General features: G+C 71.4%; 16 protein-coding genes. 8 read left to right on the plus strand and 8 right to left on the minus strand.

Going from position 1 to position 25,461, the window contains the following annotated elements; all coding sequences use genetic code 11:
• Positions 1-164: 164 nt before the first annotated feature.
• The 3 genes from treS to ACFWHU_RS12030 all read right to left on the minus strand — a co-directional run bounded on the left by treS (position 165) and on the right by ACFWHU_RS12030 (position 5,253).
• Positions 165-1,889 carry a maltose alpha-D-glucosyltransferase gene (gene treS, locus ACFWHU_RS12020; protein ID WP_385800935.1) on the minus strand — a complete coding sequence of 575 codons (1,725 nt, stop codon included), beginning with the start codon at positions 1,887-1,889 and terminating at the stop codon, positions 165-167.
• Complete coding sequence (locus ACFWHU_RS12025) at positions 1,886-3,880, minus strand: alpha-1,4-glucan--maltose-1-phosphate maltosyltransferase (protein ID WP_385800933.1); 1,995 nt, start codon at positions 3,878-3,880, stop codon at positions 1,886-1,888. Before ACFWHU_RS12025 ends, treS begins: the two co-directional genes overlap by 4 nt.
• A gap of 455 nt (positions 3,881-4,335) precedes the next feature.
• Positions 4,336-5,253 carry an SDR family oxidoreductase gene (locus ACFWHU_RS12030; RefSeq protein WP_387224749.1) on the minus strand — a complete coding sequence of 306 codons (918 nt, stop codon included), beginning with the start codon at positions 5,251-5,253 and terminating at the stop codon, positions 4,336-4,338.
• A gap of 119 nt (positions 5,254-5,372) precedes the next feature.
• Here ACFWHU_RS12030 and ACFWHU_RS12035 point away from each other — a divergent pair, with 119 nt between their 5' ends.
• The 7 genes from ACFWHU_RS12035 (at position 5,373) to ACFWHU_RS12065 (ending at position 17,058) form a co-directional block, all read left to right on the plus strand.
• Positions 5,373-6,338, plus strand: a complete 966-nt coding sequence (locus tag ACFWHU_RS12035; RefSeq protein WP_385800930.1) for an AraC family transcriptional regulator — start codon at positions 5,373-5,375, stop codon at positions 6,336-6,338.
• A gap of 179 nt (positions 6,339-6,517) precedes the next feature.
• Entirely contained in the window at positions 6,518-7,993 is a 1,476-nt protein-coding gene (locus ACFWHU_RS12040) for a 4-hydroxyphenylacetate 3-hydroxylase family protein (RefSeq protein WP_387224750.1), read from the plus strand.
• Between the two features lie 455 nt (positions 7,994-8,448).
• Complete coding sequence (locus ACFWHU_RS12045; protein ID WP_387224751.1) at positions 8,449-9,879, plus strand: MFS transporter; 1,431 nt, start codon at positions 8,449-8,451, stop codon at positions 9,877-9,879.
• Between the two features lie 209 nt (positions 9,880-10,088).
• Positions 10,089-11,420, plus strand: a complete 1,332-nt coding sequence (locus tag ACFWHU_RS12050; protein ID WP_387224752.1) for a monodechloroaminopyrrolnitrin synthase PrnB family protein — start codon at positions 10,089-10,091, stop codon at positions 11,418-11,420.
• Positions 11,417-12,715, plus strand: a complete 1,299-nt coding sequence (locus ACFWHU_RS12055; protein WP_387224753.1) for a flavin-dependent oxidoreductase — start codon at positions 11,417-11,419, stop codon at positions 12,713-12,715. Before ACFWHU_RS12050 ends, ACFWHU_RS12055 begins: the two co-directional genes overlap by 4 nt.
• A gap of 208 nt (positions 12,716-12,923) precedes the next feature.
• The gene (gene glgP, locus ACFWHU_RS12060; RefSeq protein WP_387224755.1) at positions 12,924-15,566 is read left to right on the plus strand and encodes an alpha-glucan family phosphorylase; all 2,643 of its coding nucleotides are present in this window, start codon (positions 12,924-12,926) and stop codon (positions 15,564-15,566) included.
• Between the two features lie 250 nt (positions 15,567-15,816).
• Positions 15,817-17,058: an alginate lyase family protein gene (locus tag ACFWHU_RS12065; RefSeq protein ID WP_385803763.1), complete on the plus strand. Its 1,242-nt coding sequence runs from the start codon at positions 15,817-15,819 to the stop codon at positions 17,056-17,058.
• A gap of 33 nt (positions 17,059-17,091) precedes the next feature.
• On the opposite strand, the gene ACFWHU_RS12070 is transcribed toward ACFWHU_RS12065, so the two are convergent.
• The 4 genes from ACFWHU_RS12070 to ACFWHU_RS12085 all read right to left on the minus strand — a co-directional run bounded on the left by ACFWHU_RS12070 (position 17,092) and on the right by ACFWHU_RS12085 (position 22,030).
• Positions 17,092-18,522: a helix-turn-helix domain-containing protein gene (locus ACFWHU_RS12070; protein WP_387224756.1), complete on the minus strand. Its 1,431-nt coding sequence runs from the start codon at positions 18,520-18,522 to the stop codon at positions 17,092-17,094.
• 611 nt (positions 18,523-19,133) lie between these two features.
• The gene (locus ACFWHU_RS12075) at positions 19,134-21,155 is read right to left on the minus strand and encodes a M4 family metallopeptidase (protein WP_385803767.1); all 2,022 of its coding nucleotides are present in this window, start codon (positions 21,153-21,155) and stop codon (positions 19,134-19,136) included.
• Positions 21,156-21,442: 287 nt separating this feature from the next.
• Positions 21,443-21,727 carry a hypothetical protein gene (locus ACFWHU_RS12080; RefSeq protein ID WP_387224757.1) on the minus strand — a complete coding sequence of 95 codons (285 nt, stop codon included), beginning with the start codon at positions 21,725-21,727 and terminating at the stop codon, positions 21,443-21,445.
• Positions 21,728-21,847: 120 nt separating this feature from the next.
• Positions 21,848-22,030 (minus strand): hypothetical protein, encoded by a 183-nt coding sequence (locus ACFWHU_RS12085; protein WP_387224758.1) that lies wholly within the window; start codon positions 22,028-22,030, stop codon positions 21,848-21,850.
• A 92-nt stretch (positions 22,031-22,122) separates the two neighbouring features.
• Here ACFWHU_RS12085 and ACFWHU_RS12090 point away from each other — a divergent pair, with 92 nt between their 5' ends.
• The gene (locus tag ACFWHU_RS12090; protein WP_387224759.1) at positions 22,123-23,454 is read left to right on the plus strand and encodes a cytochrome P450; all 1,332 of its coding nucleotides are present in this window, start codon (positions 22,123-22,125) and stop codon (positions 23,452-23,454) included.
• Between the two features lie 30 nt (positions 23,455-23,484).
• Here the strand turns inward: ACFWHU_RS12090 and ACFWHU_RS12095 are convergent, their stop codons facing one another.
• Positions 23,485-25,371, minus strand: a complete 1,887-nt coding sequence (locus ACFWHU_RS12095) for an ABC transporter ATP-binding protein (RefSeq protein ID WP_387224839.1) — start codon at positions 25,369-25,371, stop codon at positions 23,485-23,487.
• Positions 25,372-25,461: the final 90 nt, after the last annotated feature.

Below are 25,461 nucleotides of genomic sequence, written 5' to 3' on the forward strand. Positions count from 1 at the left end.
GACCGAAAGCCCGCCCGGCGCGGGAAGTCCGCCCGGACCGTGAGTCGGTTCGTACGTACGGACTCGATGTCGGGGATGGTGCCCCGTGCGGGGCGGACATAACCGACCGCCCCGCACTCACGTTCTGACCGGTCGGCTCCCAACCGGCCCGAAATGCCCCGCCGTCAGCCGGGCGCGGGGTCCTGCCTGAGCCGGAACCAGTAGAAGCCGTGGCCCGCCAGCGTCAGCAGATAGGGCCAGTCGCCGATGGCGGGGAAGCGCACCCCGCCGATGAGTTCGACCGGATGACGCCCGCTGAACGCGCGCAGGTCCAGCTCGGTGGGTTGTGCGAAGCGTGAGAAGTTGTGCACGCAGAGCACCAGGTCGTCGCCGTTGCCGTCCTGCGACGGCGCCTCGCGCAGGAACGCGAGCACCGCCGGGTTCGTCGACGGCAGTTCCGTGTACGAGCCGAGTCCGAAGGCCGGGTTCTGCTTCCGGATCTCGATCATGCGGCGCGTCCAGTGCAGCAGCGACGACGGCGACGCCATCGCGGCCTCGACGTTCGTCACCTGGTAGCCGTAGACCGGGTCCATGATCGTCGGGAGGTAGAGCCGGCCGGGATCGCAGGACGAGAAGCCCGCGTTCCGGTCCGGGGTCCACTGCATCGGGGTCCGTACCGCGTCCCGGTCGCCGAGCCAGATGTTGTCGCCCATCCCGATCTCGTCCCCGTAGTAGAGGATCGGGGAGCCGGGCAGCGACAGCAGCAGAGCGGTGAACAGCTCGATCTGGTTGCGGTCGTTGTCCAGCAGCGAGGCGAGCCTGCGCCGGATGCCGATGTTGGCGCGCATCCGCGGGTCCTTGGCGTACTCCGCGTACATGTAGTCGCGTTCTTCGTCCGTGACCATTTCGAGCGTCAGCTCGTCGTGGTTGCGCAGGAAGATGCCCCACTGGCAACCGGTCGGGATCGCCGGGGTCTTGGACAGGATCTCCGAGACCGGATAGCGGGACTCGCGCCGTACGGCCATGAAGATGCGCGGCATCACGGGGAAGTGGAACGCCATGTGGCACTCGTCGCCGCCCTTGGCGTAGTCACCGAAGTAGTCGACGACGTCCTCCGGCCACTGGTTGGCCTCGGCGAGCAGCACGGTGTCCGGGTAGTGCGTGTCGCAGATCTCGCGGACCTCGCGCAGCAGCGCGTGGGTGGCGGGGAGGTTCTCGCAGTCGGTGCCCTCCTCCTGGTAGAGGTACGGCACGGCGTCGAGGCGGAAACCGTCGATACCGAGGTCCAGCCAGAAGCGCAGCGCGGAGATGATCTCCTCGCGCACGGCCGGGTTCTCGTAGTTGAGGTCCGGCTGGTGCGAGAAGAAGCGGTGCCAGTAGTACTGCTTACGGACCGGGTCGAAGGTCCAGTTGGACGTCTCGGTGTCGACGAAGATGATCCGCGCTTCCGGGAACTGCTTGTCGTCGTCGGCCCAGACGTAGTAATCGCCGTACGGCCCGTCGGGGTCCTTGCGGGACTCCTGGAACCAGTTGTGCTGGTCGCTGGTGTGATTCATGACGAAGTCGATGATCACGCGCATGCCGCGCTGGTGGGCGGCGTCGACGAACTCCACGAAGTCGGCGAGGTCGCCGAACTCGGGCAGTACGGCGGTGTAGTCGGAGACGTCGTAACCGCCGTCGCGCAGCGGGGACTTGAAGAACGGCGGCAGCCAGAGACAGTCGACACCGAGCCACTGGAGATAGTCCAGTTTGGCGGTGATGCCCTTGAGGTCTCCGACGCCGTCGCCGTTGCTGTCCTGGAACGAGCGCACCAGGACTTCGTAGAAGACGGCTCGTTTGAACCAGTCGGGGTCACGGTCCTTCGCGGGAGTGTCCTCGAACAGGTCGTGGACGGGCTCATTGATGATCATGATGTGGGTGACCCTCCGATCGGCGGGGACGGTCGCAGAACGACGATGTGCGCGGGTGTCACACCCGGCTCCAGGCGCACGTAGTTGGCCCTGCCCCAGTGGTAGATCTCTCCGGTGAGCTCGTCGCGCACCGGGACGGTCTCGTGCCAGTCGAGGCCGAGCCGCGGCATGTCCAACGAGACCGTCGCCTCCTGGGTGTGGTGAGGATCGAGGTTCACGACGACCACCACGACATCCGAGCCCGAGCCCGACCGCTTGCTGTACGCGATGACCGCGTCGTTGTCGACGTGGTGGAAGTGGATGTCGCGCAGCCGGCGCAGCGCGGGGTGCCGGCGCCTGATCCGGTTGAGCGCGGTGATGAGCGGGGCGATGGTGCGTCCCTCTCGCTCCGCCGATTCCCAGTTCCGGGGGCGCAGCTCGTACTTCTCCGAATGCAGATACTCCTCGCTCCCGGGTTTCGCGGGGGCGTTCTCCATGAGTTCATACCCTGCGTAGACGCCCCAGGACGGCACCATCGTCGCGGCGAGTACCGCGCGTACCTCGAATGCCGGACGGCCACCGTCCTGAAGATAGGCGTGCAGGATGTCGGGCGTATTGACGAAGAAGTTCGGGCGCATGTACGACGCGGCCTCGCCCGACAGCTCGGTGAGGTAGTCGGTCAGCTCCTGCTTGGTGTTGCGCCAGGTGAAGTAGGTGTACGACTGCTGGAACCCGATCGCGCCCAGGGTGTGCATCATGGCCGGCCGCGTGAACGCCTCGGCCAGGAAGATCACATCGGGGTCGGACTCGTTGATGTCGGCGATCACCCGCTCCCAGAAGACCACCGGCTTGGTGTGCGGGTTGTCGACACGGAAGATCCGGACGCCGTGGTCCATCCAGTACCGCAGCACCCGGAGGGTCTCCGCGACCAGGCCGTCCATGTCGCGGTCGAAGGCGATCGGATAAATGTCCTGGTACTTCTTGGGCGGATTCTCGGCGTACGCGATCGTGCCGTCCGCGCGGTGGTGGAACCACTCCGGGTGCTCCTTGACCCAGGGGTGGTCGGGCGAGCACTGGAGGGCGAAGTCCAGCGCGATCTCCATGCGCAGCGAGGCGGCCTTCGCCACGAAGGCGTCGAAGTCCTCGATCGTGCCGAGGTCGGGGTGGATCGCGTCGTGGCCGCCGTCCGCGGAGCCGATGGCCCACGGGACGCCGACATCGTGCGGGCCCGCGTGGAGCGTGTTGTCCGGGCCCTTGCGGTGCGCGGTGCCGATGGGGTGGATCGGCGGCAGATAGACGACGTCGAAACCCATCGCGGCGACGGCGGGCAGCCGTTCGGCGGCGGTCCTGAACGTGCCGCTGACCGGCGGCTCGCCCGGGGTGACGACCGCTCCCTCGGAGCGCGGGAACAGCTCGTACCAGGAGCCGTACAGCGCCCTTTCGCGCTCCACCAGCAGCTTCGCCGGCTTCGACGACGAGACGAGCTCGCGCAGCGGGTGGCGTGAGAGGGCGTCGTCGGCCTCCGGGGTGAGGGCTGCCGCGAGCCGGGCGGGGGCAGGGTGGCGCTCGTCGCGCAGGGCGTCCACGGCGGCGAGGACCGCCTCGCGGCCGTCCCGTTTGGGGACGCCGGCCGCCGCCCGTTCGTAGAGGGCGGCGCCCTCGGCCAGGACGAGTTCGGTGTCGATACCGGCCGGGATCTTGATCTGGGCGGCGTGGCGCCAGGTGGCGAGCGGATCGCTCCACGCCTCCACCTTGTACGTCCACCGGCCTTCGGACGTCGGCGTGACGTCGGCGCCCCAGCGGTCGGTGCCGGGGGCCAGTTCGCGCATGGGGGTCCAGGGGCCGGGCCGGCCGTCCGGGCCCCGCAGGACGACGTTGGCGCCGACGGCGTCGTGGCCCTCACGGAAGACGGTCGCGGTGACCTGGAACGTCTCTCCGCTCACCGCCTTGGCGGGGCGTTTGCCGCAGTTGACGAGAGGGCGTACGTCCAGGACGGGAATGCGACCGATCATGAGATCACCTGAGGGCTGAGCGGGCGTGGCAGGCATGGCAGGTGGAGCTGAAGAGGGGCTTTCGCCGGAGTTCGGTGTTATTTGTAGCTGCTCTGTCGGTGACTGGCGGGCTGCGGGCATGGCCGCTCCTGTCCGCGTTCACTCCAATAGCGGTGGTAATCGGGTGAAACGAGCGTGCTTGCCGTACGTACCGGATGAGCCTTCCCCTGATGTTCCGGTCCACAATCCGCCGCCCCGTTAAGACCTGGGCAACTCTGGGGGCGTGGCCGGAATCGGCCAGATCGCGGAGTACGGATCGCGGAAGTCGCGGTGATCGCGGGGCCCGGAAATGGGAACGCCCCGTCCTCGCGGGCCGCACGGGTGGCTCCGCGAGAACGGGACGGGATCGGGGGCAATCGAGTGGATCGGGGGATGGGGGTTTGGGCGGGGGGCTGGTGGGGGGTGCCCGGTGGGCGTCAGCTCGCCTCCGTCGACCAGACCTGCCACGGCTGGCGCGTCACCCACTCGTCCACCGGCGCCGGCTTCAGGGCGAGCGCGTCCGCCGCCCGGCCGCCGTCGCCCGCCATCAGCAGCGGGTCGATGCCCGTCGCCATGTAGTGGTAGATGCCCGCGACGCCGGCCGCCGCCTCGGCACCGGCGACCTGGGAAAGCGCCTGCTCGAACACCGTCGGGGGCAGCGGCAGGTAGCGCACCTCGCGGCCGAGCCCGGTGGCGAACGCCGAAGCCAGCTCGTCGCCGGTCAGCGACTCGCTCCCGCCGATGTCGAAGGTCTCGCCCTCCACGCCGTCGACGGTGAGCGCCGCGAAGACCGCCTCCGCGAGGTCCCGGTGCGAGATCCAGGCGGCGGTGGTGCCGGACGGCAGCGGATAGGCCAGTACGCCCTCGGTGACCAGCGCCGGACCGTTCCACGGGCTGAACAGGTTGTCCAGATAGACCGGCGGCCTCAGCACCACCAACGGCACACCGCTCGCCCGCAGTTCCTCCTCGGCGATCCGGCGCGTCTCGAAGGCGGCGACGTTCGTCGACTCGGCGGGGATACGCGTGTTGGCGTTGTAGACGATGCGCTGGATGCCGAACTCGCGTGCCGCGGAGGCGATATTACGGGCGTACCGCCGCACCTGCTCCGTCCCGTACACCAGCGGCATCACCACCGAGGCGTGCGTCGCGCCCTGCATCAGCCGCCCCACATCGGCGGGATCGGCCAGGTCACCGCCCACGAACGAGGCGCCGCGGAGCGGTGGCCGGTCCGCCTCGGCGGCGCGTGTGAGCGTACGGACCCGCTGTCCACGTTCGGCCAGCAGACGGGCCACGGCACCGCCCTGGAACCCGGTCGCCCCCACGACGGCGACGCGCATCGGAATCTGATCGGACATGTGTCTGAAGGCCCTTCGATAGGGTGTGTCTGCTGTCGATGACGGCTCTCTCACAAGGCTGGCGGCGGCGGCTTCGGCCGATCAATTAACAAACCGGGGCGGGGGTTGAAGGATCGTCCATGGAACCGATGGAGCCCATCCAGACCGAAAGTGACGATCTCCTGAGCGAGCTGCTGAAGCCGCTCCGGCTCACGGGGGTCTTCGACAGCCGTTGGCACGTCAGCGCGCCGTGGGCCATCGAGGGCGACGCCGAGCAGAGCTGCGCGATCCTCCACTACATCGTCCAGGGCGGCTGCTGGGTCAGCGGCGAGGGCCAGAAGCCGGTGGAACTTCGCGAAGGCGATCTCGCGGTCTTCCCCACCGGCACCGCGCACCGCATCGCCGACCGGGCGGACCGGGGCGGCGGCCTGCGCCTCGGCGCCGTACTGCCCGAGCGGCTGCCCGGCACCTCCGGCGAGCTGAAGATCGAGGGCGGCGGGCCGGAGAGCCGGCTGCTCTGCGCCGGACTGCACTACGACGCGAGCGCCGCCACCGGCCTGTACTCGGCGCTGCCGTGGGCGCTGGTACTCGACCGCACCCAGGTGGACAACGAGCCGCTGCTCCGCGACACGCTGCGGCTGCTCGCCTCGACGCAGCGCCCCGTCGGCCCCGGCGACCGCCTCATCACGCTGCGCGCCTTCGAGATGGCGCTGGTCCTGGCGCTGCGACCGCTGCTGCGCGAGATCGCGGACAATCCGGCGTCGCTGCCCGTCCTGAACCATCCGGGGATCAGCAGGGCGATGGTGATCATCGCGACGCGGTTCGCCGAGCCGTGGACGATCGAGTCGCTGGCGCGTGAGGTCGGCATGTCCAGGTCGGCCTTCACCGCGGCCTTCCGTGAACTGGTGGGGGAGGCCCCGGCCCGACATCTGACGGGCCGTCGGATGCAGGAGGCGGCACGGCTGTTGGGGGAGACGTCGCTGCCGCAGTCGGCGGTGCCGCAGCGGGTGGGCTACCGGAGCGCGGTCGGTTTCCATCTTGCGTTTCGCAAGTGGTTCGACAGGACGCCCGGCGAGTACCGGAGTGGTGCGGTGCCCGCCGCGTAGGGCGCGCCGAGGTCGCGGTCTGGCCGGTTATTAAGGACCGCTGGACGGTCGTTCATTGCTGATCGTGCTTGCGTCAGGAAAGGCTCTCAACGTGTGGGGGTGCCGTTCCGCTTGTGCTCGGTGTGCCTCGTGTGTCTCGTCCGTCGCACGATTCGTTTTGATCCGTATGAGGAGAAGTGTTGACCAGGTCGGGTCAGGAGTATTTGGAGTCGTTGCGCGACGGCCGTTCGATATGGCTGGACGGCGAGCGGGTCGAGGACATCACGCGGCATCCCGCGTTCCGCAACACCGCGGGATCCATCGCCCGGCTCTACGACCTCGCGCACGACTCCGCGCACACGCCGGTCCTCACGCGCGACGGCGCGCACCGCGCCTTCGCCGTGCCGCGCGGTTACGAGGACCTGGTCGCACGGCGGCAGGCGTACAAGGTGTGGGCCGAGGCCGGTTTCGGCTTCCTGGGGCGTACGCCGGACTACATGGCAGGCGGCGCGGCCGGATTCGCCGCGACGCCGGAAGTCTTCACCACCGACGGCTTCGACGGCGCGGCGAACGCGCTCGCGTACCACCGGCGGCTCGCCGAGGGCGACCTGTATCCGACCTTCACGATCACCAACCCGCAGGGGGCGCAAACCCCGTTCGACGCGGCGGGCGGTACGGCGGAGGACGACCCGGTGGTGCGGGTGGTCGCCGAGAAGGACGGCGGGATCGTCGTACGCGGCGCGAAGATGATCGGCACGGCGGCGGTCTTCGGCAACGAGGTCATCGTCGGGACGATCGAGCCGCTCTCGCCGCGCGACGTGGACCGCGCGGTCTGCTTCTCGATTCCCGTCGACACGCCGGGGCTCAGCTTCATCTCCCGTGCCTCGTACGAGGGCCGGGCGCGGAGCGTGTTCGACAACCCGCTGTCGTCACGGTTCGACGAGAACGACGCGCTGCTCGTCTGCGACGACGTCTTCGTCCCGTGGGAGAACGTGCTCACGTACCGCAACGTCGACGCGAGTTTCGCGATGTGGTGGCGGACACCGGCGTACGTGAACTTCGTGCACCAGGCCGCGACGCGCTTCTGGACCAAGCTCGAATTCCTCGCCGGGCTCGCGATCCTCATGACGAAGTCCAACGGGACGTACCAACTGCCGCCCGTCACCCAGGCGATCGGCCGGCTGCTGGGCAAGGTCGCCCAGGCGAAGGCGTTCGTGCTCGCCGCCGAGGCGAGCCACGAAGAGGTCGACGGCGGGCGCGGCGGAGTGATGCCGGGCAAGGACATCTCCTTCGCGCAGCGCATCATGGCGGGGGAGCTGTATCCGCAGGCGGTGCAGGAGATCAAACTCCTCGCGGGCGGCGGGGTGATCCAACTCCCCGCGTCGGGCGAGGACTTGCTCCACCCGGAGCTGGGCCCCCTGGTACAGCGCTATATGAGGGCGCCGGGGCATTCGTCCGAGGACCGGATCAAGCTGCTCAAACTCGCCTGGGACGCGCTGGGTTCGGAGTTCGCCTCCCGCCACGAACAGTACGAACGCTTCTACCACGGCGCGCCGCACGTCTATCTGATGCAGCAGGTGTGGGAGGGCGACACCGCGTCCTGCGAACAACTGGCCCAGGCCTGCCTCGACGGCTACAAGCTCGGCGGTGACCCCGAGGGCCCGGACTCCCGGTGACCGCGAAACGGGGCGAGGGGCGTGAGCCCGGGTCCGGGCCGTGGCCGAAGGCCCCGGCCGGGCCCGACGCGGCCGGCCCGCCAAGTCGGCTTGGCGGCGCCGAGCCCGACGGCCCGAGCCGTCGTCCCGGCCCTGCCGACGGGGCCGGGCCCGGCCGGGGAGTCGGTCCTGACGGTCCGTCCCACCCTCCTGCCTTTGCCGACTCGGCCGACCGGACGGCCGACGGCGACGGTCCTGCCGGTGTGGCCGGGTTTTTAGGCCCGGTCGGTACACCGGCCCCCAGGGAGTTGGCCGACGCCACGACCGGGCCCGGCCTGCCGGCCGGCCGTCACGGTCCAGCCGACGTGGCCGGGGCCTTCGGCCCCGTCGAGTCGGTGCCCGGCGCCGGGGCCGACGCGCCCCGCCGCGGCGGGGCACAATCTCCCGGCGTCCCGGGGTTTCGCGCCCCCGGCCCCGTGGCGCCGGGATCTCGTGGGAAGGGCGCGCTGGCGCTGCTCGCGGGTGCGCAGTTGCTGCTCATCATGGACACCGCCATCGTCAACGTCGCCCTGCCGTCCGTCGGTGCGGATCTCGGGTCCGGGTCCGCCGGGCTGTCCTGGGTCGCCAACGCGTTCCTGATCACCTTCGGCGGGCTGCTGCTCCTCGGCGGGCGGGCCGCCGATCTGCTCGGGCACCGGCGGGTGTTCCTCGGCGGGCTCGGGGTGCTCGGTGCCGCCTCCGCCGCCGGCGGGGTCGCCGGGTCCGTGGAGGTGCTCGTCGCGGCGCGCGCCGTCCAGGGCGTCGGGGCCGCGCTCGCCGCCGCGGCCGCCTTCGCCCTGCTGCTGAACCTGTTCCCCGACGGCCCCGACCGCCACAAGGCCCTCGGCGCCTTCGCCGCCATGGGCGGGCTCGGCGGCGTACTGGGCACCGTCCTCGGAGGCGTACTCACCGACCTCCTCGGCTGGCGCTCCACCTTCTGGCTGAACGTCATCGGCGCGCTCGTCCTCGCCGTCCTCGCGCTGCGGCTCCTCGACGGCAACACCCGCAGCGCCGAACGCGGCTTCGACGTCGGCGGCGCGCTCACCGCGACGGCCGGGCTCGGGCTCGTCGCGTACGGCCTCGTCGGCGCGGGCGAGGCCGGCTGGACCGGCGCGCGGACCCTCGGCGCGTTCGCCGCCGGGCTCGTACTCCTCGCGACGTTCACCGTCCTGGAGAAACGAATCGCCCACCCGCTCGTGCCGCCCGCCGTCCTGCGCCGCCCCACCCTCCGGCTCGCCAACTGCCTCAGCGCACTCGCCCAGATGGCGCTCTTCCCGATGTTCTTCCTGGTCAGCCTCTACCTCCAGAGCGTCCTCGACCAGTCCCCCCTCCACGGCGGGCTCGGCCTGCTGCCGCTCTCCCTCGTCGTCGTCGCCACCGCCCCGCAGACCGGCCGCGTCATCCACCGGCTCGGCCTGCGCGCCACGATGACGCTCGGCTTCACCCTCCTGTTCGTCGGCATGCTCTGGCTGGCGCTCGCGCTCGCCGCCGAGGGCACCTTCTTCTCCACCGTCCTCGCGCCCAGCCTCCTGCTGGGCGCCGCACTGCCGCTCGTCATGGTCACCACCAACGTCGCCGCGACCGCCGGCGCGGCGCCGGGCGAGACCGGGCTAGCCTCCGGACTCATCAACACCAGCCAGCAGTTCGGCTCCGTACTCGGCCTCGCCGTACTGATCGCGGTCGCCACCGCCCGTACCGACGCGCTCGGCGCCACCGGCGCCGCCGACGAGACCGCGGGCTTCAAGGCCGCCCTCCTCGTCGGCGCCGTCTTCGCCGCCTGCGCCGCGCTGCTCACCTTCCGGCTGCGGCTCCCCGCGCCTGTGTCCGCGCCCCCGCACCAGGACCGGGCAGGCGGCGCCAAGGAGTAGACCGAGGAGGATGAGCGAGTGCGCAGGCGGGGCAGGGCCCGGTCGACGGTCCAGGTCCGGAGAGGGCCAGGGGGGATCGCCGCGAGCGGGCAAGGGGGCCGCCGGCCGGTCGGGGCGCGTGAACGAGCGCGACAGTGGCCGCGACGGCGGGACGCCGCCCGTCCCGTGTCCCACCACCCACCCGACCCACGCCCGAGGGGGGCACTTCCATGACGCTGTACGACCTAGTCGCGCCCGCGATCGAGGCGCGCTGCGAACCGCGCTACCGAATATCCGGCATACGCGCGGCCGATCCGCTCGGCGCCGACGCGATACTCGCCGCCGTCCCCGCGATGAACCGGGACGCCGACGTTCCCGCACTCACCGTCGCACTGCGCGCGCTCGTCCCCGATGCCGACCGCACCGCCTCGCTGGGCGTGGTCGACGCGCTCGCCGCCGTACGCGACCTCGGTCTGCTTCTCGGCTCGCTCAAACGGCACGGCGTGGAACCGCTCGCCGCCGTCCCCGAGGCCCTGCCCGTACTTCAGAAGCTGGGCCGCCGCACCGGCATGGTGCCGCGCGACACCGTGCACCACTACACGACGTGGAATCCGCTCGGCGACCGCCAGCGCATGTACACCGGCGAGAAGATGGAGGGGCACCTCCAGGACGCCGTACGGATGGTCTTCCCCGCGCTCGTCGCCTCGCTCGACACCTGCTCGGAGCTGGCGGGACTGGAGCCGTACGACCCCCGGTTCGCCGAAACCCTCGACCGTACGGGTGAGCACGTCCAGGCCATGGTCGACTCGATCGACTTCACGGTCGCGCAGGTCACGCCGGACTTCTTCGCGCGTGGACTGCGCCCGTACTTCGAGGAGATCGACGTCGCCGGCCGCGACTATCTTGGCCCGGCGGCGGCGCAGGTGCCGCTCTGGCTGGTGGATCTGACGCTGTGGCAGAGCGACCGGAGCAGTCCGGAGTACGACGCGTTCCTCGACGACTCGGTCCGCTACAGCCTGCCGTCGTGGCGGGTCTTCCACGCGACGCACCGGGGCTCCACGTCCGCCGTGAGCAAGCTGTCCGCCGCGATCAGCTGGGAGTCGACGCCGCGGCTGCCGCCGGTGCTCGCCGCCTCGGCCGTGTCGCTGGCGCGGGTGCTGCGGATCCTGAAGACGTTCCGCGCCCGGCACATCGGCATCGCGCGCAAGGCGTACAGCGACGAACTGCGGCTGTACGAGGCGGGCAGCGGGGGCGCGCCGATCGCGCTGCTGCGCTCGGTGCTGGATCTGACACGGGACAACGAGACGCTGGTGCGGCACGCCAATGTGCGCATGCACGCGCCGATGGCACCACCCACGTCCGCGCGGAAACCCGCGCCGAGGCCCGCGCCCGGGCCCGGAGCGAAGGCCGGGGCGAAGTCCGCGTCCGCGATCGCCTCGGCAGCCGCGACGGCCTCCGCGTCCGCGGCCGCGTCCACGTCCGCGGTTACGCCGCGGCCCGCGCCCACGCCCATGCCCGCGTCCGCCGTCGCACCGCTTCGCGAAAAGAGATTCATCCCATGACCCACATCATGATCGCGGGCGGTGGCATCGCCGGCCTCACCGCGGCCCTCTCCCTGCACGCTGCGGGCTTCGACCGGATCACCGTCGTGGAGGCGGCCCGGGAGATCCAGCCGCTCGGCGCCGGGCTGAACATCATGCCCAACGCGGTACGCGAACTCGACGCGCTCGGGCTCCTCGGCCGTCTCGACGAGTGCTCCGTACGCACCGGTGAACTGCGCTACTACCACCGCGGCGGCGGGCTGATCTCCCGCGAGCCGCGCGGCCTGGCGGCCGGCTATCTCTGGCCGCAGCTGTCCATCCACCGCGGCGACCTGCAACGGGTACTCGCCGACGCGGTACGGGAGCGGCTCGGCAGCGACGCCGTGGTCGCCGGGGTGCGGGTCGGCGGTCTGGAGACCGCGCCGGACGGCCGCGCGCGCGTCCTGCTCGCGCACCGCGACGGGCAGGGCAGGGGCGGCGGTGCCTCCCTGGAGCCCGACGTGCTCATCGGCGCCGACGGCATCCGCTCCGCGGTACGCGCCGCCCTGAACCCCGGCGAGGGCGAGCCGCCGTGGAACGGCATGCTCGTCTGGCGCGGTGTCTCCCGCGTGCCCGCGCACCGCGCCGGCACGTTCATGTTCATCGCGGGCGACGACCGGCAGAAGGCCGTGGTCTACCCGATGACGCACCCGGCCGGCCCCACCGAGCGGGACCGGTACGTCCTGGTCAACTGGGCGCTGGCGATGCCCGCGACGGAGATCGCCGACGCCGGGCGCGGCGACTGGAACCGGCCGGTGCCGGTCGCGAAGTTCGCGCACCACTACGCCGGCTGGGAGTTCGACGGCGTCAGCGTCCCCGAGATCCTGGCCGCCGCCGAACGAGCCTTCGAGTACCCGATGGTGGACCGCGAGCCGCTGGCGCGCTGGACCCACGGCCGTACGACCCTGATCGGCGACGCGGCCCACGCGATGTACCCGATCGGTTCGAACGGCGCGACGCAGTCGATCGTCGACGCGCGTGCGCTGGCACACGCGATGGCGACGCACCCGGACCGGGCCGAGGCGCTGACGGCGTACGAGACGCTGCGCCGCCCCGCCATGACGGAGCTTCAGCACGCCAACCGGCGGCAGGGCCCGGAGGTCGTCATCAACCTGGCCCACGCGCGTGCCCCCGACGGCTTCACCGACATCGCGGACGTGATCGCGCCGTCCGAGCTGGCGGAGATAGCGGCGCGGTACGCGGCGACGGGCGCGTTCGACCCGGAAACGGTGAACGTGGGCTCCCCGTACGAGGTCCCCCAACCCGCGCGCGGTTGACGACGCACGCCCCCGCCCCGCGCCGCCCCGCCCCGTACGGCCCCACCCGGTGCCGTTCCCGCGTCCGACCCCGCGCAGTCGACCCCCGGCGTGTGCGCTCGTGCGCCGTGGTCGGTACGCGGGGCGGGGGACTACCGTCAGGGTGATGGCGGGGCGCACAGCGTGGTGCGGTCGGCCGGTCCGGACGTCCCCTGCGAAGGTGGAACACGTGAAGGCAATCCGTCGATTCACCGTGCGCCCCGTCCTGCCCGAACCTCTGCGACCACTCAGCGGCCTCGCGCGAAATCTGCGCTGGTCCTGGCATCCCGAGACCTGTGAACTCTTCGAGGCCGTCGACCCCGACGGCTGGCACGCCGCCGGGCGTGATCCGGTGCGGCTGCTCGGAGCCGTATCCGCCACGCGACTGGTCGAGCTGGCCGGCGACGCGCCGTTCCTCGAACGGCTGGCCACCGTCGCCGCCGGGCTCGACGACTATCTGCGCGGCGACCGCTGGTACCAGCAACAGAGCGGCCAGGGTGCCGAGCTGCCCGACGCCGTCGCGTACTTCTCGCCCGAATTCGGCGTCACCGCCGCCCTGCCCCAGTACTCCGGCGGTCTCGGCATCCTCGCCGGTGACCACCTCAAGGCCGCCAGCGACCTCGGCGTACCGCTCATCGGCGTCGGGCTGCTCTACCGGCACGGCTACTTCCGCCAGTCCCTGTCGCGCGACGGCTGGCAGCAGGAGCACTATCCCGTTCTCGATCCGAACGAGCTGCCGCTCAGCCTCCTCAGGGAGGAGGACGGCAGGCCCAGCCGTGTCGCGCTCACACTGCCCGGCGGCCGGTCGTTGCACGCGTGCGTCTGGCAGGCGCGCGTCGGCAGAGTTCCGCTCCTGCTGCTCGACTCGGACATAGAGGACAACGGGCCGACGGAGCGGGAGGTGACCGACCGTCTCTACGGAGGCGGAAGCGAGCACCGGCTGCTCCAGGAGATGCTGCTCGGCATCGGCGGCGTCCGCGCCGTCCGCGCCTACTGCCGGATCTCCGGCCACCCCGAGCCCGAGGTCTTCCACACGAACGAGGGCCACGCCGGCTTCCAGGGCCTGGAACGGATCCGTGAACTCAAGCACACGGGGCTCGGGTTCGACACCGCGCTGGAGGCCGTGCGGGGCGGCACCGTGTTCACCACGCACACCCCCGTGCCCGCCGGCATCGACCGGTTCGACCGCGAACTCGTCGCGCGCCACTTCGGTGACGACGGCGAACTGCCCGGGGTCGCCACCGACCAGGTACTGCGCCTCGGCAGGGAGACCTTCCCCGGCGGCGACCCGAACCTGTTCAACATGGCGGCGATGGGCCTGCGGCTCGCCCAGCGCGCCAACGGCGTCTCCACGCTGCACGGCGCCGTCAGCCGGCAGATGTTCGCCGGCCTCTGGCCGGGCTTCGACCCCCAGGACGTACCGATCACCTCGGTGACCAACGGCGTGCACGCGCCGACCTGGGTCGCGCCGGAGATCGCCGGGCTCGGCCGGGGGACGGCCGGTGTGGCCGACACTCCGGACGCCGACATCTGGGCCGTACGGCGCACCCTGCGTGAGCGGCTGGTGTACGAGGTACGCGACAGGCTGCGCGCCTCCTGGCACCAACGGGGCGCGGCGGACGCCGAACTGGGCTGGATCGACGGGGTCCTCGACCCCGACGTCCTGACCATCGGCTTCGCCCGTCGAGTCCCTTCGTACAAGCGCCTCACACTGATGCTGCGCGACCGAGACCGGCTGACGGATCTGCTGCTCCATCCCGAGCGGCCGATCCAGATCGTCGTCGCGGGCAAGGCGCACCCGGCGGACGACGGCGGCAAGCGGCTCGTGCAGGAGCTGGTGAAGTTCGCCGACGACCCGCGCGTGCGCCATCGCATCGTCTTCCTGCCCGACTACGGGATGGCGATGGCGCGGAATCTCTATCCGGGCTGCGACGTCTGGCTGAACAATCCCCTTCGGCCGCTGGAGGCGTGCGGCACGAGCGGGATGAAGGCAGCGCTCAACGGCTGTCTCAACCTGTCGGTGCTGGACGGCTGGTGGGACGAATGGTTCGAGCCGGACTTCGGCTGGGCCATTCCGACGGCCGACGGTTCGTCCGACGAGGACCGCCGTGACGCGCTGGAGGCGAACGCCCTCTACGCGCTGATCGAGGACCGGGTCGCGCCGCGCTTCTACGACCGTACGGATACGAGTGCGGGGGCAGAGGCGGATACGGGATCGGGCGCGGGCAGGGGGACCGGCGCGGACAGCGGCGCCGCGCTCCCCGGGCGCTGGATCGAGATGGTCCGGCGCACCATGACCACACTCGGCCCGAAGGTGCTCGCCGACCGCATGGTGCGCGAGTACGTGGAGCGGCTGTACGCGCCCGCCGCCCAAGCCCACCGTGCGCTGGACCCCGCTACGGCGGGGGAGTTGGCCGACTGGAAGAGCGAGGTCAGGGCCGCCTGGCCGGGCGTGGCCGTCGACCATGTGGAGGCCGTCTCGGCCACCACGGCGGGCGGCAGCGCGGAGCTGGGCTCGACCCTCGCCCTGAAGGTGCGGGTCGCCCTCGGACAGCTCCGCCCCGACGACGTCGAGGTGCAGGCCGTGGCGGGCCGGGTGGGCGCCGACGACACGATCGCCGACGCGCAGGTCTTCCCGCTGAAGCCGGCGGGCGGGCCCGATCAGGCGGGCCGTTGGGTGTACGAGGGCCCGCTGGCCCTGGACCGTACGGGGCCGTTCGGCTACACCGTCCGGGTCCTGCCCACGCATCCGATGCTCGCCGCCGCCGATCTCGGCCTGGTCGCGCTGCCGACCGAGGCGACGGGGGAGGGTGCGGGCGTACTGATGCGCTGACAGCGGCATCCGAGGGGCCCGGCGGACAGTGTCCGCCGGGCCCCTCGGGCTCTCGGCCCCGGTCGAAGGCCGCCGAGTCCCGCCCCGTCGAAGTCCATTGGTCCAGACCTTGACGTGTCCATGTGATGGCCTTAAATTCCTCACTCACATACGGATTCACAACTCCGCTCATTGTTCATGTGGGTGAACTTGGTGAACGGCTCGCATACGCGGCGGAGTTGAGGAGCACCCCCCAACCGGAAGGCACCCCATGCGCCCCGGAGTCATCCCCAGAGTCCTCGGTCTGTCCGCCGCGCTGGCCGGCCTGGTCGGCGCGGTCTTCATGGCCCCCGCCTCGGCCGGCGACCGGGCGGCGGACCGGCCTGCCGCCGCCCGTCAGACCCTCTCGGCGGAGGCCGTCGCGGCCCCCGCGAACTTCACCCACCCCGGTGTCGGCGTCAGCCGCCCGCAACTCGACTTCGTACGGGGCAAGGTGCAGGCCGGCGCCCAGCCGTGGAAGGCCGCGTACGACCAGATGATGGGGAGCAAGTACGCCTCCCTGTCACGTGTGCCCAAGCCCCGCGCGGTCGTGGAGTGCGGCTCGTACTCCAACCCCAACAACGGCTGCACGGACGAGCGCGAGGACGCGATCGCCGCGTACACGACCTCGCTGGCCTGGTACATCAACCGCGACGACCGTTACGCCAAGAAGTCCATCGAGCTGATGGACGCCTGGTCCAACACGATCCGCGACCACACCAACAGCAACGCGCCGCTCCAGACCGCGTGGGCCGGATCGTCGTGGCCCAAGGCCGCCGAGATCATCAAGCACACCTACACGAGCTGGCCCAACTCCGGCCGCTTCGCCACGATGCTGCGCAACGTGTACCTCCCGGAGATCATCAACGGCTCGGGCTCCAACGGCAACTGGGAGCTGAGCATGAACGAGGCCGCGATCGGCATCGCGGTCCATCTGGAGGACCGCGGCGCCTACGACAAGACGGTCGGTATCTTCCGCAACCGTGTCCCCGCGTTCATCTACCTGCCCTCCGACGGGGCGCTGCCCAGGACGGTGCCCGGCAGCGGCCTCGACACCCGTGACGAGATCGTCCGCTACTGGCACAACCAGTCCACCTTCATGCAGGGACTCGCGCAGGAGACCTGCCGCGACCTGACCCACACCGGCTACGGCCTCTCCGCCATCTCGCACGTCGCGGAGACCAGCCGCATCCAGGGCCAGGACCTCTACCCGGAGGTGGGCGACCGGCTGCGGCACGCGTTCGGGCTGCACACCAAGTACCAGAACGGCGAGCCCGTCCCCGGCAACCTCTGCGGCGGCAGCCTCAAGGACAACCTCGGACCGATCAGCGAGGTCGCCTTCAACGCGCTGGGCAACCGGCTGGGCAACGCCATGTCCAACACGCAGCAGTACACCGAGCGGATGCGCCCCCAGGGCACGAACAACCTGTTCGTCGCCTGGGAGACGCTGACGCACGCGAACAACCCCGCGTGAACCCGTAACGCCCCGTGGGACCCTGACGGACCGTCAGGGTCCCACCCATTTCCCGGACTCGTAGTCGTGCCCGTACACACCGTCGGTGGCCGACGCGCTCGTGCGGAACGGCTTTCCGCCCTCGTCGATGCGCGCGATGCCCGTACGGTCCCCCGCCGACCAGCGCAGCTCCACGAACCAGTCGCAGTCACAGCCGCTGGTGCTCGCCTCGATCTTCAGGACGAGCGGTTCGCTCGCCGTCACCTGGTACGGAAGCTTGGGCGCCGGCAGCGGCCCCTGCTCGCTCCCGCCGTCCACCGGGCGCACCACCGGCCGAGACTTGTCCAGGTCGACGGCGAACACGGCGGGAGTGATCGAGCCGCCGCAGCCGCTGCTCATGTCGTACGCGTTCCAGTCCAGCGGCGCCCGCCGCCCCACCACCCGGACGAAGATCTCCTGGATGACGACGGGCCCCGCGCCCGCCGCCGCGCGCACCGTGGCCTGGGTGATCGACGACTTGCCGTGCACCGCGCCGAGCGCCGTCGCCCACTGCCGTGCGTCCTGGGCGTTGGGCGGCGGCGGTACGGCGGAGGGGGCCCGGTCGATCAGATACGTATGGCCGCAGTCCAGCTGCCACTTGTGGCTGTCCGCGCTCCACACCAGCGGCTTCGTACCGCCCTTCCCGGCGGCCGGCTTCTTGCCTTCCGCCGCCGTACCGCCGTCGCCCTCGTTCCCGCCCCCGGCCTCGCCGACGTCCGAGGACCCGGACGGCGACGCCTTCGGGTCCCCTCCGGACTTCGACGGGCTCGCCTTGGCCGACGGGGCGCTCGACCGGGCGGACGGTGTCAGCGGATCGACCGGTCCGTCCGGCCCCGGATCGGAGAGCCGCGGAGCGCTCTCGTCCCTCCGGGAGTCTGCGCCGCCGAGGTCGGCCGCGACGACGACGGTGCCACCGAGGACGGCGACGACCGCGAGCGCGGCGCCGACGACCTGACGGCGGCGCAGCCGGGAGGCGCGGAAGCGCGACATGGGCGGGGCCGTGGCGGCGGGCGGCGGCGGATCGGTCTCGTCGACGGCGCCGGCCGACGGCTCCGGCTCCGGTTCGGACTCGGGCGTCGGCTCCGCCTCGCCTACGGGCAATGCCTCACCCACCGGCGGCTGTTCGGCGACGGCGGGCGCGACCGTGGCCCCGTCGCCGTCGCCGTCGTTCTCCCCGTCCTCCGTACGCGCCGAATGCGCCCGCAGCCACAGCCGGTGCAGCTCCACACGCTCGGCCGATGTCGCGCCGACCACCCGGGCCAACCGCTCAACGGGCGCGTAGTCCACGGGCAGCGCGTGTCCGTGGCAGTAGCGGTGCAGTGTCGAGGCGCCCAGGTGCAGTTGGGTGGCCAGCGATCCGTAACTGCGGTCGGTTCTCTCCTTCAGCGCGCGCAGACGCCGCGCGAATTCGGCCGTCTCCGCCGGGATCTTCTCCGACCTGCCCATTACGCGTCCCCCTACCGCCCGTCACGCAATTCCGCGCTCATTCCAGGCACTTGTCATTCCCCCAGGCCAGAGTACGCGTCGGCGTTCCACGCGTTCCGCACTTCCCTCGGGTTGTTGCGGTCGGATCGATCACCGACCAGTCTGGGATCACCGGCCGGGACGACACGCCCCGGTCGCGGTTCACAAGAAGACCACCACCACGGCGGTGGGCGGCTCCGCGAGGAGCGCACGCCGGGTGGAGGGCGCGGGCGACGGGGGAAGCGGCACAACGGGCCCGGAGGATCGGTGGCAGTGAGGGAGCGGGGGAGCCGTCGCGGCTTGGTCGGCGGCGGTCGGTCTACTCACTGTCCGCGACGACCACGATCCTTCGGCCCGTGAGCCGGTCGTCTGTGACACGCAGCCGGTCGACGGACACCGTGACGCGCTCCTTGACCGGGGGTGCACGGGGGGAAGTCCGCGCCGGCCGGTTCCCGGCCACCCCTTCGGGCGCGCCTTCGAAGGGGTGGCCGGGAATTCGCCCACCGACACGGAACACGGAAGGCGAAACGCGGAACCGCCCGGGTCCTGGGGACCCGGGCGGTTCCTTTTCGTCAACTCACGGCCTCAGCCGTTCAGGGGAACGTGAGCTTCACGCTGTTGATACGTCCGGTGTCCTGCGCCGCGACGTCCTGAACCCGCAGCTTCCAGGCGCCGTTGGCCAACTCGGACGAGGCGTTCACGAAGTACGTCTCCACGACGTTGTCCGCCGAGTCGCCGCTGCTGGAGTTCTTCAGCCGGTAGGCGGTCCCGTCCGGGGCGAGCAGATCGACGACCAGGTCACCGCGCCAGGTGTGCGTGATGTCCACGTCGACCTGGAGGGCGGCGGGCGCGTTGCCCGTGCGGTTGGTGACGTTCACGGTCGAGGTGACGGCCGCGCCGTTGTCCGGGATGGCGACGACCGTGTTGTTCTCGTAGACCGTGCCGGGGTTGCCGGGGTCGCCGGGGCGGGCGCCGACGTTGATGCCGGCCCACGCGTCGGCGACCGACTTGTACTCGGCGCTCGTCGTGCCGTACAGCTCACCGGCGACCGCGAGCGTGCCGGTACGGGCCCCCGCGTAGTTCGTCGTCGAGTTGAACTTCGTGGTGAGCGCCTTGAACCAGATCTGCTCGGCCTTGGCCCGGCCGATGCCGGTCACCGGCAGCCCGTCGGACGTCGGGGAGTTGTAGTTGACGCCGTTGATGGTCTTGGCGCCGCTGCCCTCGGAGAGCAGGTAGAAGAAGTGGTTCGCCGGGCCCGAGGAGTAGTGGACGTCCACGCCGCCGATGCCGGAGTACCAGTAGTCCTTGGAGGCCCCGTCCTTGCTCGGCTGGTCCATGTGCCGCAGCGGGGTGCCGTTGCCGTTGATGTCGATCTTCTCGCCGACCAGGTAGTCACCCACGTCCTGGGCGTTGGCGGCGTTGAACTCGACAGCCGCGGCGAAGATGTCCGAGGTCGCCTCGTTGAGGCCACCGGACTCGCCGCTGTAGACGAGGCCCGCGGTGTTGGAGGTGACGCCGTGCGACATCTCGTGCGCGGCCACGTCGATGGACGTCAGCGGCTTGGCGTTGCCCGCGCCGTCGCCGTACGTCATGCAGAAGCAGCTGTCCTGCCAGAAGGCGTTGACGTAGTTGTTGCCGTAGTGCACCCGTGAGTACGCGCCGACGCCGTCGCCCCTGATGCCGGAGCGGCCGTGCACGTTCTTGAAGTAGTCCCAGGTGAGCGCGGCACCGAAGTGCGCGTCGGCGCCGGCCGTCTCCGCGTTGGAGGCGGCGCCGTTGCCCCAGATGTCGTCCGGACCCGAGAAGAGGGTGCCGGTGCCCGAGGTGCCGCGGTTCAGGTTGTACGTCTTGTGGTTGCCGCGACCGGTGTCGGTCAGCGTGAACGACGGTGCCGTACCGAGGGTGACCTGCCCGCTGTACTGGGTGTTGCCCGTGCCCTCGTGGACCCCCTGCCACTCGTAGAGCTTCTCGCCGGTGGCGGCGTCGGTGACGACGTGCAGCTCGTTCGGGGTGCCGCCCTTCTGGACGCCGCCGACGACCGTCTCGTACGCGAGGGTCGGCTTGTCGTCCGCCAGCCAGACGACCTTGCGCGGCGCGCGGTCGGCCGCGGCCTTCGTCGAGCCCTCGGCCTTCGCGGCGGACAGCGCCTGCTTCTCGGCGGTGGCGGCCGGTACGTCGGCGTTGGTCTCGACGGACTTGAGGGCCGCCTTCGACGCCTTGGTGACACCCTCGGTGGCGCCCGCCTTCGTGGTGGCGACGACGAGGTCACCGCCGAGGACGGGGAGGCCGGCGTAGGTGCGCTCGTAGCGGGTGTGCGTGGTGCCGTCCCGGTCCTGGACGACGTCGCGTACGACGAGCTTCTCCTGGGCGCCGAGGCCGAGTTCGTCGGCCGTGGCCGCCTTGGTGGCGTTGGCCTCGCGTATCAGCTCGGCGCGCTGGGCGGGCGAGAGGGCCTTGGGGAGCGCGCCGGGGTCGGCCTTGCCGGCGACCGGTGCCGCGGGTGCCGAGTCGGGAGCGGCGGCGGCACTGCCGGCCTGGACTCCGACGGCGAGAAGGGCTGTGACAGCGATCAGAGCGCCGGTCGCGGTGATGCGGCGGCTGGGCGTGGGTCTCACGCGAACTCCTTCTGCGAGGGGGGTACCGGACCGCGCTCGGGTGGGCGGCCCGGACAGTGCAGGACAAACGCAGGAGCAGGTGCAGGAGCAGGCTGGAGCACGAGATGTGGTGCACGGGATGCGGAGCTGCGGTGCACGAGATGCGGAGCAGTGGTGCTCAGAACGGAGGAAGAGTCCCAGGAATCCGGTCACTCTGTCAGGGGCGCGTCAACAAGTTGGCCGGAAATCGTCCGCTGCGCGAACTGCCGTGTTCGTTAAGCGAAATCTGCGCCGCTGTTGCGGCGGTGTTACGCGGGCGTACGCCGGGCGGCCGTGATGATCTCCGGACCGGCGTCGGTCGGCGGGCCGCGGTCCCGGTCGCCGTAGCGCTCCTCGACCACCGGACCCGCTTCGGTGAGGAACGCGTCGAGCCCCTCGGCGTCGAGGAATCGCAGGCTGCTGTCGCTGTCTCTCGGGGCGTGCTCTCCGGGGAGGGCCCAGCCGGTCCTGAATGAGACGATGTCCCCATCCGCAGAACGGACTTGACGGGTCGTCCGCGGCGCGCCGGAGCCGTCCGCGCCCGGCCCCGGCACATCGACGGGTGCGACCGTCGTCCACGACTCCCGCTCGCGCGCCAGCGGATCGCGCGTCTCGATGCCGAACCGGCCGTTGTCGGTCAGCGCCGCGCGTGCGGCGGCCGGCGCGACGCTCAGCTAGTCGTCCCCGAGCAGCACCTGGAACGCGTGTCCGGTCATCACCACGAAGTCGAACTCGCGCTCCCAGGAGGTGGATTCGAGGTCGCCGAGGATCCACTCGATGTCCGGTTCCGGACGTCGGCGCGCCAGTCCCGACGGGGACGCACCCCGTATTCCGGGCCGCTCACGGGCGGCTGACACCGGCCGCGTTTCCGTCCGGCGGCCACGCCCGCTCCCGTACAGTCCGTGGCGTCACTGCTCCGTCAGCACAGCGGTTGACCAGGAGAGGAACCATGGAGCCCGAAGCCACTCCCGACACCCTCACCCACGCACCCGGAACGGGACGGCCCGTGCCCGAGGCCGAGCCCGAACTGGTGCTGCGCCGGCGGTCCGGGGGCGGTGAACTGGTCGAGCTGCTGTCCGAGGTGCGCGAGCGGCTCGGCGGCGTCGCCGCCTTACGCCTCGGGCCCGCCCCCACCGTTCTCGTCACCGACCCGGATGCCGTCCAGCATGTACTCGCCCGGCACCCGGACCGGTACGTCAAGCGCTCCCACCGCGCCCGTCTGCTGATCGGCGACGGAGTCCTCGCCGCCACCGGGGCGGCGTGGAAATCCCAACGCCGCCTGTTGCAGTCCCAGTTCACCGGTCCCGGCATGCGCCGCTACGAACAGCGGATCACCGAGGCCGCCCGCACCACCGCCGGGCGCTGGGACGGTTACGCCCGTACCGGAGAGACCTTCGACGTCGGGCGGGAGATGCGCCGCTTCGCACTGGACGCCATCTGGCGCGCTCTCACCGGATTCCCGCTCGACGACGGGACCGAGCGCGAACTGGACGCCGTGGCCGCCGTGGCGACCGCCCTGCCGACCCTGCCCGCCGATGTCACCGACGCCCACGACGCCGTCGCCGCCGATCTCGCCCGGATCGACGCGGTGGCCCGGCACGCCGTCGAGGCCGCCCGCGACGGGGCGGAAGGTCCCGACGGCCCCGGTCTCCTGCGTGTGCTGACCGACGCCGCCGCCGAGCGCCCCGAGTACACCGACCGGCTGATCCGCGACGAGATGGTCACGCTGCTCGTGGCCGGCCACGAGACCACCGCCACCACCCTGACCTGGCTCCATCTCCTTCTCGACCGGCACCCCGACGCCCGCGCGCAAGCCCTCGCCGCCGGTGGGGAGGGCTCGGAGCAGCGCCGCCAGGCCGTCCAGGCGCTGGTCCACGAGACGCTCCGGCTCTACCCGTCCGCCTGGATCCTGCCCCGCCACGCCGCCGAGGCCGACACCCTCGCCGGCTACACCGTGGAAGCGGGCACCGACATCCTGGTCTGCCCCTACCTCACACACCGCGACCCCGAACTCTGGCCAAACCCCGAGCACTTCGACCCCCGGCGCTTCACCGCCCCCGACGGCCGGCCCGCGCACCTGGGCGCCTACTTCCCGTTCGGCATCGGTCCCCGCGCCTGCCTCGGTCTGCAATTCGCGCTCCGCGAATCGACCGTTCTCCTCGAACACCTGCTCCCGGCCCACACCTTGGCCTTCTCCGCCACCCCGGCGAAGACGGTGTACGGCATCACGGTCCGCCCCGACGGCCCCGCCCTCGCGACCTCGGTCCGTCCACGTATCTGAGACGGCCTGGAGGGTCGGGGCTGCCGGAGGTCAGGCCAGGCTGTCGCGCCATGCGCGGTGCAGGCCCGCGAACCGGCCGACACCGCCGATCAGTTCGGCCGGGGAGCCGTCTTCGACGATGCGGCCGTGCTCCATCACCAGCACCCGGTCGGCGATCTCCACCGTCGACAGACGGTGCGCGATCACCACCGCCGTACGGCCGTTGAGCACCGTGTCCATCGCCCGCTGCACCGCCCGCTCACCCGGAATGTCCAGCGAACTCGTCGCCTCGTCCAGGATCAGTACGGAGGGATCGGCGAGCAGCGCGCGGGCGAACGCCACCAACTGGCGCTGGCCCGCCGAGATCCGGCCGCCCCGCTTCCGTACGTCCGTGTCGTACCCGTCCGGCAGACCGCTGATGAAGTCGTGCGCGCCGATCGCCTTCGCGGCCCGCTCGATGTCGTCGCGCGACGCGTCGGGACGGCCGATCGCGATGTTCTCGGCGACGGTGCCGGAGAAGAGGAACGCCTCCTGGGTCACCATCACGACACCGCGCCGCAGCTCGGGGGTGTCCAGGTCCCGCAGATCGGTGCCGTCGAGCAGGACACGGCCCTCGGTGGGGTCGTAGAACCGGGCCAGCAGCTTGGCCAGCGTGGACTTGCCCGCGCCGGTCGAGCCGACGACGGCCACCGTCTGGCCGGCCGGGAGCGTCAGGTCGAAGCGGGGCAGGACCTCGCCGCCCGTCCGGTACGAGAAGCTGACCCCGTCGAACACGACCTCCCGGCCCGGGTGGCCGCCCGTCAGCTCCGGCAGCGGGCGGGGGTCCGCCGCCTCCGGCACGGACGGGGCCTGGGCCAGCAGGCCCGCGATCTTCTCCAGCGAAGCCGCCGCCGACTGGTAGGAGTTGAGGAACATCCCGAGCCGGTCGATCGGGTCGTACAGCCTCCGCAGGAACAGCACCGACGCGGCGAGCACACCGAGGGCGAGTGTCCCGTCGGCGACTCGGAAGGCGCCCCACAGCACGATGCCGGCGACGGCGATGTTCGCCGTGAGCCGTGAACCGATCACATAGCGCGCCATTTCGAGGATGGCGTCGCCGTTGGTGCGCTCGTGGTGGTGGTTGAGGGCGTGGAATTCGGCGTCGTTGGCGCGCTCGCGGCGGAACGCCTGTACGGGCCTGATGCCGTTCATGGTCTCCGCGAACTTCACGATGACCGCCGCGATGGCGGTGGAGCGCTTGCCGAATATGGCGCCGGCCCTGCGCTGGTACAGCCGCACCAACGCGTACAGCGGTACGAAGGAGAGCACGGCGAGTCCGCCGATGCCGACGTCCAGGTAGAGCAGCATCGCCGAGATGTAGACGAAGGCGAGGACGACCGCGACGAGTTCCTGGAGCCCTTCGGCGAGCAGTTCGCGCAGCGACTCGACGTCCGTGGTGGAGCGGGAGATCAGCCGTCCGGAGGTGTAGCGCTCGTGGAAGTCCACGCTCAGTGCCTGGGCATGGCGGAAGATCCGGCCGCGCAGATCGAGGAGCACGTCCTGGTTCACCCGGGCGGACGAGCGGATGAAGGCGTACTGGAAGACCCCTGCTCCGGCGGCGCAGAGCAGATAGCCGACGGCGACCGCGATCAGCGGGCCGTTGTCGTCGGCACGGAAGGCGGGCACGCCCCGGTCGATGGCGTACGCGACGAGCAGCGGGCCCGCCTGGACGGCGGCCTGCTGGAGCAGCAGGAGCAGTGCGGTCAGTGCGACCCTGCCGCGCCGCGCGCGCAGCAGCGACCGGAGCAGCGCGCCGGTGGCCCCGCGCGGGGCGGGCAGCGCGTCCTGCGCGAAGGGGTCGTCGTCCGGGGAGTCCGGGGACGCGGGTCTGCGCTCGTCGGGGGAACCGGGGGAGCCGGGTGATGCCTCGACGCCGGGGGCGTCGGCGGGAGCCCCCAGCGTGCCGACGCCCGGACCGTGCCCGGCGCCCGGGGCCGTGACGGTGACCGTGACGGTGGGGGCTCCCGTACCCGCCCCGCCCGTACCCGC

Origin of the sequence: Streptomyces sp. NPDC060366 (assembly GCF_042725135.1) — a bacterium.
Taxonomy (GTDB): domain Bacteria; phylum Actinomycetota; class Actinomycetes; order Streptomycetales; family Streptomycetaceae; genus Streptomyces.

Coding starts and splice junctions, on each gene's coding strand:
- ACFWHU_RS12030 (WP_387224749.1), bottom strand. CDS start 5,253: ATGTCCGATCAGATTCCGATGCGCGTCGCCGTCGTGGGGGCGACCGGG.
- ACFWHU_RS12070 (WP_387224756.1), bottom strand. CDS start 18,522: ATGGGCAGGTCGGAGAAGATCCCGGCGGAGACGGCCGAATTCGCGCGG.
- ACFWHU_RS12090 (WP_387224759.1), top strand. CDS start 22,123: ATGGAGCCCGAAGCCACTCCCGACACCCTCACCCACGCACCCGGAACG.
- ACFWHU_RS12035 (WP_385800930.1), top strand. CDS start 5,373: ATGGAACCGATGGAGCCCATCCAGACCGAAAGTGACGATCTCCTGAGC.
- ACFWHU_RS12050 (WP_387224752.1), top strand. CDS start 10,089: ATGACGCTGTACGACCTAGTCGCGCCCGCGATCGAGGCGCGCTGCGAA.
- ACFWHU_RS12055 (WP_387224753.1), top strand. CDS start 11,417: ATGACCCACATCATGATCGCGGGCGGTGGCATCGCCGGCCTCACCGCG.
- treS (WP_385800935.1), bottom strand. CDS start 1,889: ATGATCATCAATGAGCCCGTCCACGACCTGTTCGAGGACACTCCCGCG.
- ACFWHU_RS12025 (WP_385800933.1), bottom strand. CDS start 3,880: ATGATCGGTCGCATTCCCGTCCTGGACGTACGCCCTCTCGTCAACTGC.
- ACFWHU_RS12065 (WP_385803763.1), top strand. CDS start 15,817: ATGCGCCCCGGAGTCATCCCCAGAGTCCTCGGTCTGTCCGCCGCGCTG.